Here is a 16896-nt window from a genome sequence, read left to right as displayed (position 1 = left end):
AGTATGACAGACGCAGGCCAACATTTTCCCCGAAACTCAAGTACAGAAAGGCCTATCTTTGGCTACCATACCCCGTTTTCTATCTGAACAGGGTGCACGCGCTTTTCAGAGTATGCAACGACTGGACATGAAGCAGCTTCTCTCGCAGAAGCTGAGCCCGCAACAGATCCAATTCATTAAGCTGCTGCAAATCCCGACGGTGGAGCTCGAAGCCCGCATCAAGGAGGAGCTGGAGGCTAACCCGGCGCTGGAAGAAGGCGACGAGGCCGACGACGACTTCGAGGACCAGGAAACCGGCGACGATAGCAGCGACGAAGCCGATGACTTCGACGACCCGGACGCGGAGTTCGACAACCCCGACAATACGCTGGAGGAGGACTTCGACCAGGGCAGCGAAGAGCAGCCCGAGATAGAAGTGCCCATCAAAGAAGAGCCGCTTGAGCAGAAGGAATCGGAAAGCGCCGACGACCTCGACTTGAGCGACTACCTCAACGACGACGAAATAGCCGGCTATAAAATGCAGGGCGACGGCCCCGGCGACGACGACGACGACCGGGAAATGCCCCTGGCCGACACCAGCGGCTCGCTCATCGACAGCCTGCTCGACCAGCTGGGCTTCGCCAGCCTTGACGACAAGCAGGAAGCCATTGGCCGCCAGCTCGTGGGCTCGATTGATGGAGACGGCTACATCCGCCGCGACCTGTCGGCCATTGCCAACGACCTGGCCTTTGCCCAGAACATTGAGGCCACCGAGGCCGAGGTGGCCAGCGTGCTGCACGTGGTGCAGAGCTTCGACCCGGCCGGCATCGGGGCCCGCGACCTGCAGGAGTGTTTGCTGCTGCAGCTGGAGCGTCGCCCGCAGGACGAAGCCACCGAGCACGCCGAGCGGATTCTGAACGAGACGTTCGACGAATTCACCAAGAAGCACTACCCCCGTATTCAGCAGCGCCTGGATTTGGAGGACGACGAGTTGAAGGAAGCCATTGCCTTGATTCTCAAGCTTAACCCCAAGCCCGGCGGCACTGGCCCGGTCGGCATGGGCAAGGTGCAGTACATCATCCCCGACTTCATCCTGACCAACGACAACGGTAGCTTCAACCTCACGCTGAACTCGCGAAACGCCCCCGATCTGCGAGTGAGCCCGGCCTACACAGAGATGTTCCAGGCCTATGACAAAGGCGCTAAGAAGGACAAGAAGCTCAAGGAAGCCGTGACGTTCGTGAAGCAGAAGCTGGACTCGGCCAAATGGTTTATTGATGCCATCCGGCAGCGCCAGAACACGCTGCTGCGCACCATGGACTCCATCGTGCGCTACCAGCGCGAGTTCTTCGCCGAGGGCGACGAGAGCAAGCTGCGCCCGATGATTCTCAAGGACATAGCCCAGGAAATCAGCATGGACATCAGCACCGTGAGCCGGGTGGCCAACTCGAAATCGGTGCAGACGGAGTTTGGTATCTACCCGCTCAAGTACTTCTTCTCCGAAGGCATTGCCACCGACTCGGGCGAGGACGCCAGCTCGCGTGAGGTGAAGCACATCCTCAAGGAAATCATTGAGGGCGAGAAGAAAGACCGGCCCCTCAGCGACGACAAGCTGGAAAAGATGCTCAACGCCCGCGGCTACAACATTGCCCGCCGCACCGTGGCCAAGTACCGCGAGCAGCTCAACATTCCGGTGGCCCGCCTGCGCAAGGAGCTGTAGCACAGCGGTCTATTGAATTGAAAAAGTACGTCATGCAGAGGCGCAGCCGAAGCATCTCGCCCGTGTGGTAACCTCCTTGATTACTACGCTGGCGAGATGCTTCGGCTGCGCCTCTGCATGACGTTCTTTGTGCTTCACCCCTTTGCCTCCTGCTTCCTTGACCCGCACACTCGCCACGCTCCTATCGGCCGTTCTGCATCCGCTGCTGGTGCCCAGCTATCTGGTGGCGGTGCTGGCCTATGGGTTTCCGCCGGCCTTGCTGCCACTATCGGGGGAGGCGCGCTGGCAGGCGCTGCTACTGGTATGGGGGCTTACGTTCTGGCTGCCGGGGCTGGCGGTGTGGCTGCTGGTGCGCAGCGGCCGCGTGAGCTCCGTGGAGCTGTATGAGCGGCGCCAACGCCCCCTGCCGCTGCTGCTGGCCGCCACCGCCTTTGCCGCGGCCACTGCCCTGGTGGCCTGGGTGCCGGCCCTTCGGGCGCCACTACTGCCGCTGGTGCTGGGCGGCATCACCGCGGCCGTCCTGCTGACGCTGCTTATCACGCTGTGGTGGAAGATTTCGGCCCACGGCGTGGGGCTGGGCGGAGCCGTGGGGCTGCTGGCGCTGCTGCTGGCGCGCCCCGGCTTCTACCCCACCGACGGGCGCGCGGCGTGGTGGCTGGTAGCCGCGGTACTGGCGGCGGCGGCCGTGTTTTGGGCGCGGCTGCGGCTACAGGCGCACACGCCCGCGCAGCTGTGGGCCGGCCTGGGGCTGGGCGCGGCGTTGGTGCTGTGGTTTGGGGCGGCGCTGGGCTGAGGCCCGGCACTGTTCGTCGGGTTTCAGCAGGGGTTGGCCTGTCGGAAACCCGGGTTCAGCCAAAGGGCGGGGGCCGGCCAAATCCAGCGGGGGGCATAGATAGTATGTAGCAACATCACTTTACTCCTTCCGCCATGTCGCTGCTCCGTACTCTCGCCCTGTCCGCTTTCCCGCTCTTCCTGGTAGGCCTGTTGATACTGGAGTTGGTTGGACCGGTAGCCCCGGCCACCCTGCGCGCCGTGCGGCCGGTGCGGGCATCGGTAGTGCAGCGCGCCGCGCCCGTGGCGCCGGCGGCAGCCAGCCGGCTGGTAGCGTCGCTGTAGCCGCGTGACTGGCGCCTGACAGGCAGCCAGCCCGGCCGCGCCCGCCCGGACCTTACACCCGGATCAGATAGCGGTAGAAACTGTCGCGGTACGACTTGCCGATGGGCAGGCGGATGCCCTTCGTGAGGCCTACCGTGTTTTCCTCGATACTGACCAAGTGGTCTACATTAACAATATAGGAACGATGAATCCGCTGAAACTTCCCCATCGGCAACTGCGCCGCCAGTAGTTTCAGATTACTGCTGACCAGCAGTTTATGGCGCTCCGTCACTACGCTAGCGTAGTCGTCCACGGCCTCTATGCAGACGATATCGGCCATGTCCACGCGCACCAGCCGCGACCCGTTTTTCACGAACAAGGCCGATGTATAGCGCGGCAGACTCTCCGTCCCCGGGTCTCTGGCTGGCAGTGGCGGGAGCTGCTCCCGCACCCGCTGCACGGCCTGCTCCAGACTCAGCAGACTGGCAGGATACTGCATCGAGTTAACGCTTTGCATATCAAGCGCCTGAGCCACACCGGACTCCTGACTAGCCAGTAAGATCAGGGCCGGCTGGCCCCGTAGCAGCACCAGCATATCCCGCACGTTCAGGCCGGCAGTATCGGCTGCTACAAACAAGATATGTACCTGGCCGCCCTGCCGGAAGAACGTTAGGGCGTCGGCGGCAGTGGTGAAGGAGGCAACCAGCGTTAGGTCGTTGAGTTGCTGAAGCAGATGCGTGAAAGCAGTGCGCTGGTGGTCGTTGCCATCCAGCAAGGCACACGTGAGGGGGGAAGCAGGATACACAGGACGGATCAGGGGGTAGTCAGACTCCCACAGCGTAATACAGCCCACTGCCTTGTTCTTCAAGGCTTTTGGGCTGCCGCTGTTGAGCTTCCGCTGTTGAGCTTCCGCTGTTGAGCTTCCGCCCGATACGGCCCTCAACAAAACGGGTTCAGTTGAACTCGGTGAATACGCTATATTCACCGGTCAACGTCCGTTCCTCAACGTTGTAGTTTTTCAGCGCGTTAGCCGGCTTCCTCGTCGTGCATGTGCTGCATCTGCTGGCGCACCAGCTCCTGCACCGCCGGCAGGTCGTAGTCGGCTTCCTGCTGAATATGCTCCATCAGGCCCCGCATGATGCGCTCCTGACGCTGCCCGTTGGCCAGGGCTTCGGCGTAAGGCGTATCGGGCGAGAACGTCACCTGCGAGTAGAGCGGCAGCCACTGGTCGGGATACTGGGCCGATATCTTGCTCTCGATCTTCTTCTGCAGCAGAAACCGCGGGTCGGCTACCCGGTCGCGCATTTCCTCGAAGTTGTAGATGGCTAGGTCGGCCATGGCGTCGGCGTTGGGCTTGCGCTGCTGCTGAAACTGCTGGAAGATGGTGCGCCAGTCGGTGCCATGCTGGTCGAGTAGCTCACTGAGCACGCGGCAGTCTTCGAAGCCCGCGTTCATGCCCTGCCCATAAAACGGCACAATGGCGTGCGAGGCGTCGCCGATGAGCACCACTTCGTCCTGATACGACCAAGGGTAGCAGCGCACCGTCACGAGTGAGCCGGTAGGATTCTGGAAGAAGTCGTCGGCGAGGTCCGGCATCAACGGCAGCGCATCGGCAAACACCTCTCCGAAGAAGGCTTCCACCTGGGCCGGGGTCTGGAGCGTGGCAAAGGAATGCGGGCCTTCGTAGGGAAAAAACAGCGTGCAGGTGAAGGAGCCGTCGAGGTTGGGCAGCGCAATCATCATGTACTGGCCGCGGGGCCAGATGTGCAGGGCGTTCTTCTCCAGCTGCCAGCCGCCGTCGGGGCCGGGCGCAATGTTGAGCTCCTTGTAGCCGTAGTCGAGGTAGCTCTGCGAGTAGTTGTAGCGGTCGGTTTTCTGCAAGGCCCCGCGCACGGCCGAGTAGGCCCCGTCGGTGCCGAACAGGCGCTGGTAGGGCTGCACGTACTCCTCGTTGGTGGCGGTGTCTCGCAGCTGCAGCTCCTGGTCGCGTAGGTCTACGTGCAGGCACTGCTGGTCGAAGCGCAGCGTCACGCCCGGCTCGGCCTCGGCCAGGTCCAGCAGCACCCGGTTCAGGCCCGCCCTCGACACCGAGTAGATGGCCTGCTGATCGTGGCCGTAGGGCTGGTGCGTGAGCTGGCCGCGCACGTCGTGCATCACCCGCCGATACATGGGAATGGCCACCTGGCGCACCTGCTCGCCAATGCCCACGCCTTCCAGAGCCCGCCATCCCCGGTCGGAAAGGGCCAGATTGATGGAGCGCCCCTCGGCCGCACCCACCCGGCGCGGGTCGGGCCGGCGCTCCAGCACCTGCACCGCATGCCCCCGCCGCGCCAGATACAGGGCCAGCAGCGAGCCAACCAGGCCGCCGCCCATCAGCGTGAGCGACTCAGAACCAGTGGAAACAGGGCGGGCAGACGCAGACATAAGGCAGGGGGCTGGTGGTATAGCGACAACGAAGCTACGGCTTACGGCCGGATTCTTTGCCGAAGCCGCCCTGGGCTTCGCCGCAAACGCAGGCCGGTTCAACGGGTATTGCCCTGGTTTCGACGGAAAGCAGAAACCAAGGCATCGAGTAGGAGTAAATTTGAACTATTAAATGAAATTTTATAAACTAAATCCCCCACCCCTCCCCATGTGCCGTCTCACTGCCTCCCGCCCCGCTGCCTGCCTGTTGCTGTACTTCGTGCTGCCTGCCCCAGCTTGGCTTGTAGCCCGGTGGGCCGCCCTGAGCCCGGCCATACTGCCCACCGAGCCGGAGGAAACACCTGAGCTACAGAGCCAGCCGGCCGCCGAAGCGCTACCCGATGCCGCCGAGCCGTTGGAGCCCGGTTCCTTACGTGTAGGCGACTACACCATTGGCGAAGCCAGCTGCCCGGTGCTGTACGGCCACCCGGATATCCGGTATTAGCCCCCCGCCCACTACTACGTCTGCTACCTGCCACCGCCTTCGGGCGGTTTTTTTATTCTGCCCAATCAGCGTCATCAGGCTGGCTTGGCCAGTGCTCCGCAGTCGAGAGCAGCAACCTATAAATTAAGCATATTAAATATTGTTTAAGCACAATTAAATGCTTAACAATAATGATTTGATATTCAAGTGCTTGCCCCCTTTTTTGTTAGGCATAACAACTTTAATTTTGCGGGATATTACCCTTTCGTCTTTTTCAAATTCTGCTCTTTTTGCGCTCAAATTCCCTATGAAAAAAAACTACTATCTATTTCTCACTCTGCTGTTTCTGCTGCTGCAGGCAGCCCCGCTGCTGGCCCAGGACGCCGCCGTTACGGTGAGCGGCATTGTGCAGACCGACGCGGGTGAGCCGCTGCCCGGCGCCACGGTTTTCGTGAAAGGCACCTTCATTGGCAGCAGCACCGACCGCGAAGGCCGGTTCCAGCTGCGGGCCGACTTTTCGGAGCCGCCGGTAGTGCTGTCGGTGTCGTTTGTGGGTTACGAGACGCGCGAAGTGTCTTTGCCGCAGCCTGACAACGCCGTGCAGGTGACGCTGAAAGTGAATGCCACGCTTACCAGCGAGGTAATTGCCTCGGCCTCGCGGGTGCAGGAAGGCATTCTGCAGGCGCCCGTGACGGTGGAAAAGCTCAACACCCAGCAGGTGGAGCGCATCCCGACGGCCGACCTGCAGGTGGGCCTCAACCATTACAAAGGCATCGACGTGAACGGCAGCAGTCTGCTGATGAACTCGCTGAGTACCCGCGGCTTCAACTCGGCCAAATCGGAGCGCCTGATTCAGCTCACCGACTACTTCGATACCCAGTCGCCGAGTCTGAATGTGAATGCCGGCAACCTCACGGGCCTGTCGGAGCTGGATGTGGAAAGCATTGAAATCATCCACGGGCCGGCCTCGGCCCTGTACGGCGCCAACGCCTTCAACGGCGTGCTGCTGCTCAACTCCAAGGACCCCTTCGTGACGGAGGGCCTGAGCGTGCGGGTGCGCGGCGGGCAGCGCAGCTTCTTCGACGGGCAGGTGCGCTACGCCCAGAAGCTGGGCGAGAAGTTCGCCTTTAAAGTGGTGGGCTCTTATCTGACGGCCGACGACTGGCTGGCCAGCAACTACGCCGCCACCAGCACGCTGGTGGAGCGCCGCAACAACGCCGAAGGCTCCAGCCTGGGCTACGACGCCGTGAACCGCTACGGCGACGTACCCAACACGTTTACTGCCAACCAGCCACTGCCCGGTGGGGTATCGCCGGAGCTGGTGGGCAAAACGGTGTTCATGCCGGGGTTCACCGAGCAGGCACTCATTGGCGACGACGACAAAGCCCGGTCGCTGAAGGTGCACCCGACACTGTCGTACCTGCTCACGAGTAGCATTAAGATGACGGCCGGCTTCAACTACAGCCGGGGCACGTCTACGTACCAAAGTAGCAGCCGCTACCGGTTCAAGGACTTCGGCACTAACCAGTTTCATGGCGAAATCAAGGGAGCCCGCTGGTTTTTGCGCGGGCAGTCGGTGCAGGATTTCGGCGCCAATTCCTACGACATGAACTTCCTGGGCTCGTTTCTGCAGACGGCCCCGGTGGCCGATGGCAGCACCGTCCGTAATGTCGACCAGTATTTCGGCACCTACAACGGGGCCTACAAGCAGGCCCGCAGCACCGGCGCCACGCCGGAGCAGGCGCAGGCCGTGGCCCAGACGCAGGCCAACGCCACCCAGCTCGACCCCAATGGTGCGCGCTTCCAGGAGCTGCGCAGCCAGATCATCAACGACGCTACGCCGGGTCGCGGCGCACGCCTCAACCCCAGCTCGTTGCTGAACGAAGGCAACGCCCAGTACAACCTGCCGCTGGCCGAAGGCACCGACCTGATTGTGGGCGCCGCCTACCGCAAGTTCCGCCTGGGCTCCAACGGCAACCTGTACTCCGACGACGACGCCCGCATCCAAAACCGCGAAATGGGCGGCTACGCCCAACTCACGCAGAAGCTGCTGGACGAGCGCCTGAAACTGGCCGTGGCCGGCCGCGTGGATGCCTTCAAGAACTTCGACGCCGCCTTCTCGCCCCGCGCCTCGGTGGTGTACTCGGCCGGCGCCAGCAAGCAGCACAACTTCCGCGCCTCCTACGGCCGCGCCTTCCGCTCGCCCACGCAGCTCGACCAGTACATCCGCCTCGACGTGGGGCAGGTGCTGCTGCTGGGCAACGTAGGCAACGGCTTCCAGGGCTACACGACGGGCGCGGCCACGCAGGCCACCATCGTATCAGCCCAGGCCAACCCGGCCGTGCTGACGCCCTTCGAATACAGCGCCGCCGCTCTTAAGCTGGAGCGCCTGAGCACCTACGAAGCCGGCTACAAAGGCACGCTGGGCGAAAAGCTGGCTCTCGACGTGAACTACTACCAGAGCTATTACAACGACTTCATCGGGGCCCAGCGCTTCGTGGGCAACCGCGACGGCAGCCGCCCAACGCCAACGCAGCTGCTCACGGCCCTGCAGACACCCCAGCCGTTTCAGGGCGCCACCTCCCCTACCCGCATTCTGCAGGCCTGGACCAACGCCAGCCAGGAAGTACGCACCCGCGGCGCTGCCGTGGGCGCCAGCTACAGCGTAGCGCAGCCCCTGACCCTGACGGCCAACTACTCGCTGAACGTGCTGGACAAGAGCAACCTACCAGACAACTTCCAGTCGTTCTTCAACACGCCTAAGCACAAGTACAACGTGGGCGTCAACGGCCTCGTGAACAGCCGCCTTAGCTACGCTGTGAACTACCGCTGGGCCCAGGGCCACCTCTACGAGCTGCCCTTCGCCGTGGGTGAACTGGCCGACTACAGCTCCGTGGATGCCTACGTAGGCTATGCCATTCCGCAGTTCTACACGACGCTGCAGGCCGGCGGCTCCAACCTGCTGGATGCCACCAACACCCAGGTATACGGCGGGCCGAACATCGGCCGCCTCGTATTCGTGGGGTTGCAGGTAGATATCAAGTAGCCCTTCGAAATACCGCATAAGAAAGGCGCCGCCTTATTCCCGTTGTGGGAATAAGGCGGCGTTTTTTATGACTGGCTACAGCACCCTCGACGCCTACCTGGGCTACACGCTGCCAAAGCTGGGCGCCACGCTGCAGCTAGGCGCCTTCAACATCCTCGACAGCCAGAACGTGCAGGTATACGGCGGCCCCGGCGTCGGCCGTCTGGCCTACGCAGGGCTGCTATTTGAGCTGAAATAGCAAGTCGTTACGCTACAGCTGATAACCAAAACGGCCGGCTTCCAGATGGAAGCCGGCCGTTTTGGTTTGGATTGACTTGAGCACTCACACGCCCACAATCTGGCGAAACGTGAGGTTGAGGCGGGGGCCGGCGAAGCGGGCGGTTTTGGGCACGGCGTGCAGCCAGTGCTGCTGGGTGGCGCCGCGCATCAGCAACAGGCTGCCGCCGGGCAAGTCCAGCGAAACGGGGGCGTGGGGGGTACGGGCCAAGTTGCGGGGGCGCAGGCGGAAGCGGCGGGTGCTGCCGAGGCTGAGCGAGGCAATAACGGGCGCGGGGCCCAGCTCGGGCTCGTTGTCGGCGTGCCAGCCCATGCTGTCCTGGCCGGAGCGGTAGAGGTTGAGCAGGACGCTGTTGAAGCGGGCGCCGCTGGCGGCTTCCAGCTGCTGGCGCAGGTGCCGCAGCGCGGGCGTCCAGGGCTGGGGCTCCAGCGCGAGGCCGGAGTAGCGGTAGCGGGCCGTGGGGTCGCCGTGCCAGGCCGTGAGGCGGGGCTGCAGCACTTCCTTGCCGAACAGCTTAATGGGTTCGTGCCGCCAGGCAATGGTGTCGGTCAGCTCCCGGAGCAGAGCCTCAGCGGCGACGGGCGTCAGGAACGCCTCGTCGAGCAGCACGTCGGCGTCGGGCAGAGGCAGAGAAACCAGCGGCACGGGCGAGGGCGGTTAGCGGGCCGTTACTGGCGCTTCATTATCTGCTCCATCTGCTGCTTCACGTCCGGGGGCTGGTTTTTCAGGATGTAAGGCATTAGCAGCTGCAAACCCCAGACGAGGGCGAAGCAGATAATCATGGGCGGCACCAGGCTGCGGCTGCGGTACGTGGCCTTTTGCACGTAGCGGGGCCAGAACCAGAACAGGTAGGCCAGCACGGCCGGCACGTTGAACAGCACGATGGCCAGGTACGGGTTCAGCCCCTGCAGCATGGCCCAGGCCATAACGTTGGACACCACCAGGAGATACACCACCATAAACAGCAGCAGCCCCAGCAACGCGCGCTTGCGCCCCAGCCGAAACAGGTTCATGGCCATTAGCACGCCCCCGCCAATCATCATCGACATGGGCAGCATGGAAAACAGCACGATGGTGCCCGGCGAGTACAGCGCCGGCTCCTCGGCCGCGGCCGGCTGGCCTGCGGCGCTGGTTGGGCGGCTGCCCGGCACGGGGGCGGCGGTGGCTTCGCGGGATTTTTTTTCTTTTTCCTGCTTTTCCACAATCGGGCCGTATTCGGCCCGGATTTCGGCGGCTTCGGGCTGGGGCAGGCCGCGCCGGTCCAGCTCTTCGAGAGCGGCCAGCACGGCATCTTCCCGGTACTCGGCGCGGTTGCGCACGTACAGGAGCAGCTCAGACAGGTTTTTGCGGGGCATTTTCTCCGCGTACTCTTCAGACATGGTACTGGGGGTCAACTAGGAAACCATCGAAGGTCGGTGGTATTACGCAGAACAGCACGGCCCGGGAAATGATGCCCTAAATATTACACGAGCGAGTAGCTGAGTAAAGGAGTAGCTGAGTAGCGGGCAGCAGTAGCGCGAACTTTGTAGTTCGCGCCTCCGCGCCGTTACAATCATCCGAACGGTGCGGGGACGCGAACTACAAAGTTCGCGCTACTGCCCAGTTACTCAGCTACTCTGTTACTCAGTTACTCTCCACTCCGCCAGGGCGGCGCCTACGCGCTGCACGTCCTGGAAGGAGTTGTAGAGCGGCACCGGGGCCAGCCGGATGACGTTGGGCTCGCGCCAGTCGCCGATGATGCCTTTGCTCATCAGGTAGTCGAACAGTTGGCGGCCATCCTTCTGCACCAGAATGGAGAGCTGGCAGCCGCGGGCGGCGGGGTCCTGAGGCGTGATGATTTCCAGCGTGCCGGCCGGCAGCGCCAGCCCCCGGATTAGGAACTCCAGATAGGCCGTAAGCTGCTCGCTTTTGCGGCGCAGCGCGGCCATACCGCCGGCAGCTTCGTGGATATTGAGGGCAGCTTCGTGGGCAGCCAGCGTGAGCACAGCGCCGTTAGAGAGCTGCCAGCCGGCGGCACCCCGCATGGGCCGGAAGCCCTTTTTCATCTTGAACCGCTCCTTTTCGTCGTAGCCCCACCAGCCAGCCAAGCGCAGCAGCTCGGGCTGGTCGGCAAACCGCTCGTGAATGAATGCACCCGACACGCCGCCAGGGCCCGAGTTGAGATACTTGTAGGAGCACCAGCAGGCAAAATCCACGTCCCAGTCGTGCAGCTGAAGCGGAATGTTGCCGGCGGCGTGGGCCAGATCAAACCCGACGCGGGCGCCCACGGCGTGGCCGGCCTGCGTGATGGCCGCCATGTCGTACACCTGCCCGGTGTAGTAGTTGATGCCGCCCATGATGATGGTGCACAGCGAATCGCCGAGCTCGGCAATCTTGGCCACGATGTCCTCGGTGCGCAACGTATGCTCGCCGGGGCGCGGCACCAGCTCCACAATGGCGTCGTCGGGTTGGAAGCCGCGCATCTGCACCTGGGTTTCGAGGGCGTACTGGTCGGACGGGAAAGCGCCGCCTTCCATGAGCACCTTGTAGCGGGTGGGCGTGGGCTGGTAGAAGGACACCAGCAGCAGGTGCAGGTTGGTGGTGAGGTTGTTCATCACCGTCACTTCCAGCGGCTTGGCGCCCACAATGTGGGCCGTGGCCTGCTCCAGGCGCTCATGGTAGGTCATCCAGGGCGTGTCGCCGCGGAAGTGGCCTTCCACGGCCAGCTCCTGCCAGTTCTGCATCTGGCGCTCCACGGCGGCGCGGGCGGTTTTGGGCTGCAGGCCCAGGGAGTTGCCGCACAGGTAGATGCTGTCCTGCCCATCGGGCCCGGGCGGGATGTGAAACTGGTGGCGGAAGTCGCGCAGCGGGTCCTGCGCATCAAGTTGGGCGGCGAATTCGGCGGTGGGTTCGAAGGAGGTCATCAGGGCAAAGATACGGTGCCTGCGGCCTATCGGCCCGCCAGAATTTGGGCCACCTGCGCCTCGGGCAAACCCAGCCAGTCCAGCGCGTTCTGGCCCAGAATTTGGGCCTTCAGATCGGCTGAGAAGGGCATGCTGGCAATCAGCTCGCCCGGCACCAGCTCGCCCAACGGAAACGGGTAGTCGGTGCCGAGCGTGATTTTGTCGGGCCCGAGGGTTTTCACCAGGTAGTCCAGCATCAGTGGGTCGTGCACCAGCGAGTCCACCCAGAAGCGGCCCAGGTAGTCGCGCGGGTTCACGGGGTTGTCGACGGCGCACAGGTCGGGGCGCACCTTGAAGCCGTGCTCGATGCGGCCGATGGTGCTGGCGAAGGTGCCGCCGCCGTGGGCCACAGCCACCCGCAGCTTCGGCAGCCGCTCCAGCACGCCGCCAAACACCAGCGAGCAAAGCGCCAGGGTGCTTTCGGCGGGCATCCCCACCAGCCAGGGCAGCCAGTATTTGGGCATTTTCTGCTGCGCCATCATGTCCCAGGGGTGCACAAACACGCAGGCGCCCAGTTCCTCGGCCGCCTGAAACACCTCGAACAGCTCGGGCGCGTCCAGGTTCCAGTCGTTGACATGCGAGCCGATCTGGATGCCGGCCAGCCCGAGTTGAATGCACCGCTCCAGCTCCCGCACGGCCAGGTCGGGGGCCTGCATCGGCACGGTGCCGAGGCCCACGAAGCGGCTGGGGTAGCGCTGCACCACGCCGGCAATGTGGTCGTTGAGCAGTTGGCTCAGGTCGAGGGCATCGTGGGGGCGGGCCCAGTAGCTGAACATCACGGGCACGGTGCTGAGCACCTGCACCTGCACCCCAAACTGGTCGTACTCGCGCAGCCGCACTTCAGGGTCCCAGCAGTTGTCCTGGATTTCGCGGAAGAACTTGTCGTCCTGCATCATGCGCGCACAGCAGGGCTTGTGGTGCTCCAGCCGGATGAAGCCGCCATAGCCGTACCGCTCGCGCAGATCGGGCCAGCGCTCCGGCAGAATGTGGGTATGGATATCGACGGACAGCACAGGCGGGAGGTTAGAGAGAGTTAGTGGTTTAGCTAGCACCGGGGCCTCACCCCCTAGCCCCCTCTCCCAAAGAGAGGGGGGAACTAACTTTTTAATTTTTAGAGTTAGAGCCCCTCTCTTCGGGAGAGGGGTTGGGGTGAGGCCCCGGCACAAGCTGAAGCTTATGCTACAGCTTCACATCGAAAAAGTGGCTGAAATACGCGTCTGCGGTGGTGCCGTCCCAGCTTATAATTCCGGCGCCGTACTGCCGGGTCTGCCACAAATTCAGCACGATGCCCAGCACCAGCAAGGTCCGTAGCAGCGTGTAGGCGGGGCGGCCATGGGTACGGGCGCGCACCAGCAGCGCCGCCAGCCCCAGCGCCAGCAGCGGATACAAACTGATGAGCGGCCGGGCACTGAAGCCGCCGCCGTACCACCACTGCTCCCAGCTGAACGTGACGTACACCACCACCACGACCGTGGTCAGCGCCGGCAGCCAGGCCGCAGCCAGCTGCCGCCGCAGTGCCCCCACCACGCCCAGCAGCGCCAGCCCGGCCAGCGGCGTATATAATAGCCAGCCTTTGCGGAAGCTCAGCAGCCCATCCAGCAAATGCGGATGCAGGAAGTCGAAGTGCTCGTTGCGGTAGGAATAGAACAGCCAGTGCCCGGTGGTAGCGCGCCAGAACAGCGGCTGCAGGCCCGCCACCAGCCCAAACACCAGTCCGGCCGCCAGCAGCGGGCCGCGGTGCTGCCACCAGAGCGCCACCCGGGCCCGCAGGTCGGCTACGGAAGTCAGGCCCCAGAGCAGCGGCACCAGCGCGTAGAGGATTTCGGTGGGGCGCGTGAGCACCGCCAGCCCCAGAAACAGCCCGATGCCCAGCAGAAATCGAGGTTGCCGGCTCTCATACCAGCGAGCCGTGCAATACAGCAGCGACGCCTGCCACAGAAACAGCGGCGCATGCGCCATAGCCGCCTCCAGGCTGGCATAGCAAAACAGATTGGTGCCCAGGCCGATGGCAGCCAGCGCCCAGGCTACGGTGGGCTCATCGGCGGGGAAGCAGCGGCGCAGCAGCTTCCGCAGCACCCACAGCCCCAGCAGCGCGTGCGCCAGCCCGGCCACCATAATAATCTGCTGGTAGGGCCGCGAGAAGCCGTCGGGGGCGTAGCGCCCCGCCGACATTCCGGCGTAGAGGTGCGCGCCCAAAAACCACGGCACATCGGCCAGGGCCACGCCCAGCGGGTACTTGGTGATGTAGCCGCCCCGCTCCGGCACCGGCACCAACCCGATGTTCACCTCAGTACCGGGCTTGTATGTGCGGTGCAGGATTTCCAGCGAGTCGGCGCGGGCCAGGTCGTGGTAGATAAAGGCCGAGGGCAGGTACACGTAGTAGCCGCCGGGGTCCGTGTCGAACACTTCCAGCGGCTTCCAATGGCGCTTCTGAAACATGAGCAGCGCCAGTAGCGCACCCGTCAGCAGGAGCAGATAACCAGAAGCCCGCATCTACTCCGGAGCCACTACCGGCGCGGGAGGCGCCATTACAGTGCCGCACACTTGGCAGGTGCGCTTGTGCTCATCCTGCCAGAACCGGTTCATGATGGGCGGCAGCTGGCTCACGATGTCCGTGATTTCGGCGTACTCCTCGTAGAGCTTGTGGCCGCAGTTTTCGCAGTACCATTGGAAGCCGTCCAGCTCGCCGGCCGTGCGGTAGCGCTCCAGCACCACCCCTACCGTGCCAGCCGGCCGCCGCGGCGAGTGCGGCACATTGGGCGGCAGCAGAAACATGTCGCCGGCCTTGATGTGGATATCCACCGGCTGACCATCCTCGATGATCTTCACCACAATGTCGCCTTCGATCTGCAGAAACAACTCCTCGCCTTCGTCCACGTGGTAGTCTTTGCGGGCGTTGGGGCCGCCAACTACCATCACAATGAAGTCTTTGTTGTCGAGAAACACCTGCTGGTTGCCGACAGGCGGCTTGAGCAGATGGCGGTGTTCGTCAATCCAGTGCTGCAGGTTGAAGGGGCGGGCGACAGGCATAGTGGTGGGTGGTGAATGGGTGGACCAGGAAACGGGTGGGAGTACGAATGTAGGCGTTTGGCCGATTCTATGATAAAGCCACTTGCTGCATTGTCCGTTGCAGCTCTCCCCGTAATTTGCCCCTCTTCACCTCTCCACCCCGTTTCTATGGACCTCCTCTCCCAACGCGCCCTGGTGGGCGGCAGCACGCAAGGCATCGGCCGGGCCGTGGCCGAAGAGCTGGCGCGCCGCGGCGCCACCGTCGTGCTGCTGGCCCGCAACGAAGCCAGCCTGCGCGAGGCGGCCGCGGCCCTGCCCACGCCCCACGGCCAGCAGCACCACTACCTCGTCGCCGATTTTGCGCAGCCCGACGAGGTGCGCCAGGTAGTGCACGCCTATCTCCAGCAGCACCCCGAAGGCTTCCACATCCTCGTCAACAACACCGGTGGGCCGGCGGGTGGACCTATTCTGGAGGCCCCGGTAGAGGCCTTTCGGGCCGCCTTTGAGCAGCATCTGGTGTGCAACCACCTGCTGGCGCAGGCCGTGGTGCCGGCCATGCAAGCGCGCCGGCACGGGCGCATCATCAACATCATCAGCACTTCGGTGAAGCAGCCGCTGCCGGGGCTGGGCGTGAGCAACACCATCCGGGGAGCGGTGGCCAGCTGGGCCAAAACGCTGGCCAACGAGCTGGGCCCGCACGGCATCACCGTCAACAACGTGCTGCCCGGGGCCACGCTCACCCAGCGCCACACCTCGCTCATCGAGAAGAAAAGCACCCAGACTGGCCAGACCACCGAGGAAATTGAGGCTAGCATGCTGAAGCTGATTCCGGCCGGCCGCTTTGCGCAGGCCGAAGAAGTGGCGGCCGCCGTAGCCTTTCTGGCGTCGGCCGCGGCCGGCTACATCAACGGCACCAACGTGCCCGTAGACGGCGGCCGCACCGGCAGCCTGTAAAGGAACGACGGGAAGTGGCGCGAAGCTTCTGCTGCGCGAACGAGCAAAGCGAGTATCCGGCCCTACCGGGCAGGAATATGGTGCGTCCGTGCGCGCACACAAAGCTTCGCGCAACATTCAATTCTACCATTAAGCCATTTACCCTACTTTTGCCTGCTCTCCGCTAACCCTACTTCCCTTTGGTACACATCGACAAGCTCTCTATCGTCATTCCGGTTTATAACGAGGGCCGCACCATTCACCAGATCCTGGATCTGCTGCGGGAGCTGAAGCTGGTCAACGACATCAAGAAGGAGATTATTCTGGTGAACGACTGCTCCACCGACAACTCGGTGCAGGCCATTGAGGCGTATGCGGCCCTATACCCCGAAATGGGGCTGCGGCTGCTGCAGCACCCCGTGAACAAGGGCAAAGGCGCGGCGCTGCACACCGGCATCCGGGAAGCGACCGGCGACTACGTTATCATTCAGGATGCCGACCTGGAATATGACCCTGAGGAATACAACCGCCTGCTCAAGCCTATTCTGAAGGGCTTCGCCGACGTGGTGTTCGGCTCCCGCTTCATCGGCGGCAACCCGCACCGCATCCTGTTCTTCTGGCACAGCATCGGCAATAAGATGCTCACCTTCCTCTCGAACATGTTCACGGACCTGAACCTGACCGATATGGAGACGTGCTACAAGCTGTTCCGCCGCGACATTATTCAGGGTCTGAAGCTGGAGGAAAACCGCTTCGGCTTCGAGCCCGAGGTAACGGCCAAGGTGTCGCGGGTGAAGGACGTGCGCATCTACGAGGTGGGCATCAGCTACTACGGCCGCACCTACGCCGAGGGCAAGAAAATCGGCTGGCGCGACGGGTTCCGGGCCATTTATTGCATCGTGAAGTACGGACTGTTCGGGTAAGCACAACAGGCAGCGAGGCCGTGAGCTTACCGTAGCTGACGCACGCCGGCGGACAATGCGGAGCCTCGTGCTATCGGAGTATCAG

Annotated in this window: 16 protein-coding genes; 8 read left to right on the top strand and 8 right to left on the bottom strand. The window is 63.3% G+C overall.

Annotated features, from left to right (window positions below):
- Nucleotides 1-112: 112 nt before the first annotated feature.
- The 3 genes from rpoN (at nt 113) to O3303_RS16075 (ending at nt 2815) form a co-directional block, all read left to right on the top strand.
- Nucleotides 113-1699, top strand: a complete 1587-nt coding sequence (gene rpoN / locus O3303_RS16085; protein WP_434086404.1) for an RNA polymerase factor sigma-54 — start codon at nt 113-115, stop codon at nt 1697-1699.
- 157 nt (nt 1700-1856) lie between these two features.
- On the top strand, nt 1857-2492 hold the full coding sequence (locus O3303_RS16080; protein WP_269559402.1) for a hypothetical protein: 636 nt from the start codon (nt 1857-1859) through the stop codon (nt 2490-2492).
- Between the two features lie 134 nt (nt 2493-2626).
- Nucleotides 2627-2815: a hypothetical protein gene (locus O3303_RS16075; RefSeq protein ID WP_269559401.1), complete on the top strand. Its 189-nt coding sequence runs from the start codon at nt 2627-2629 to the stop codon at nt 2813-2815.
- A gap of 52 nt (nt 2816-2867) precedes the next feature.
- Here O3303_RS16075 and O3303_RS16070 read toward each other — a convergent pair whose 3' ends face one another.
- Nucleotides 2868-3599 (bottom strand): LytR/AlgR family response regulator transcription factor, encoded by a 732-nt coding sequence (locus tag O3303_RS16070; RefSeq protein WP_269559400.1) that lies wholly within the window; start codon nt 3597-3599, stop codon nt 2868-2870.
- Between the two features lie 221 nt (nt 3600-3820).
- Nucleotides 3821-5218: an FAD-dependent oxidoreductase gene (locus tag O3303_RS16065; RefSeq protein ID WP_269559399.1), complete on the bottom strand. Its 1398-nt coding sequence runs from the start codon at nt 5216-5218 to the stop codon at nt 3821-3823.
- A gap of 208 nt (nt 5219-5426) precedes the next feature.
- Between O3303_RS16065 and O3303_RS16060 the strand changes: the two genes are divergently transcribed.
- The 3 genes from O3303_RS16060 to O3303_RS16050 all read left to right on the top strand — a co-directional run bounded on the left by O3303_RS16060 (nt 5427) and on the right by O3303_RS16050 (nt 8965).
- On the top strand, nt 5427-5702 hold the full coding sequence (locus tag O3303_RS16060) for a hypothetical protein (RefSeq protein WP_269559398.1): 276 nt from the start codon (nt 5427-5429) through the stop codon (nt 5700-5702).
- Between the two features lie 286 nt (nt 5703-5988).
- The gene (locus tag O3303_RS16055; RefSeq protein ID WP_269559397.1) at nt 5989-8727 is read left to right on the top strand and encodes a TonB-dependent receptor; all 2739 of its coding nucleotides are present in this window, start codon (nt 5989-5991) and stop codon (nt 8725-8727) included.
- Between the two features lie 67 nt (nt 8728-8794).
- Nucleotides 8795-8965, top strand: a complete 171-nt coding sequence (locus O3303_RS16050; RefSeq protein WP_269559396.1) for a TonB-dependent receptor — start codon at nt 8795-8797, stop codon at nt 8963-8965.
- An 84-nt stretch (nt 8966-9049) separates the two neighbouring features.
- Here O3303_RS16050 and O3303_RS16045 read toward each other — a convergent pair whose 3' ends face one another.
- From O3303_RS16045 to O3303_RS16020, 6 genes are all read right to left on the bottom strand, one after another.
- Nucleotides 9050-9649, bottom strand: a complete 600-nt coding sequence (locus O3303_RS16045; RefSeq protein ID WP_269559395.1) for an alpha-ketoglutarate-dependent dioxygenase AlkB family protein — start codon at nt 9647-9649, stop codon at nt 9050-9052.
- Nucleotides 9650-9672: 23 nt separating this feature from the next.
- Nucleotides 9673-10383, bottom strand: coding sequence for a hypothetical protein (locus O3303_RS16040; protein WP_269559394.1), 711 nt, complete (start codon nt 10381-10383; stop codon nt 9673-9675).
- A gap of 240 nt (nt 10384-10623) precedes the next feature.
- Entirely contained in the window at nt 10624-11907 is a 1284-nt protein-coding gene (gene kynU, locus O3303_RS16035) for a kynureninase (protein WP_269559393.1), read from the bottom strand.
- A 26-nt stretch (nt 11908-11933) separates the two neighbouring features.
- Entirely contained in the window at nt 11934-12959 is a 1026-nt protein-coding gene (locus O3303_RS16030; protein ID WP_269559392.1) for an amidohydrolase family protein, read from the bottom strand.
- Nucleotides 12960-13125: 166 nt separating this feature from the next.
- On the bottom strand, nt 13126-14439 hold the full coding sequence (locus O3303_RS16025; RefSeq protein ID WP_269559391.1) for a glycosyltransferase family 39 protein: 1314 nt from the start codon (nt 14437-14439) through the stop codon (nt 13126-13128).
- Complete coding sequence (locus tag O3303_RS16020) at nt 14440-14976, bottom strand: 3-hydroxyanthranilate 3,4-dioxygenase (RefSeq protein WP_269559390.1); 537 nt, start codon at nt 14974-14976, stop codon at nt 14440-14442. It abuts the gene before it with no gap.
- Nucleotides 14977-15123: 147 nt separating this feature from the next.
- Here O3303_RS16020 and O3303_RS16015 point away from each other — a divergent pair, with 147 nt between their 5' ends.
- Together O3303_RS16015 and O3303_RS16010 are read left to right on the top strand one after the other, a co-directional pair.
- Nucleotides 15124-15909, top strand: a complete 786-nt coding sequence (locus tag O3303_RS16015; RefSeq protein WP_269559389.1) for an SDR family oxidoreductase — start codon at nt 15124-15126, stop codon at nt 15907-15909.
- A 179-nt stretch (nt 15910-16088) separates the two neighbouring features.
- Entirely contained in the window at nt 16089-16811 is a 723-nt protein-coding gene (locus tag O3303_RS16010) for a glycosyltransferase family 2 protein (protein ID WP_269559388.1), read from the top strand.
- The last annotated feature ends 85 nt before the right edge of the window (nt 16812-16896 follow it).

It is taken from the genome of Hymenobacter canadensis (assembly GCF_027359925.1).
Classification (GTDB): Bacteria; Bacteroidota; Bacteroidia; order Cytophagales; family Hymenobacteraceae; genus Hymenobacter; species Hymenobacter canadensis.
Note: the sequence above shows the minus strand (reverse complement) of the source record. Positions and strands in the feature narration are given on the sequence as shown.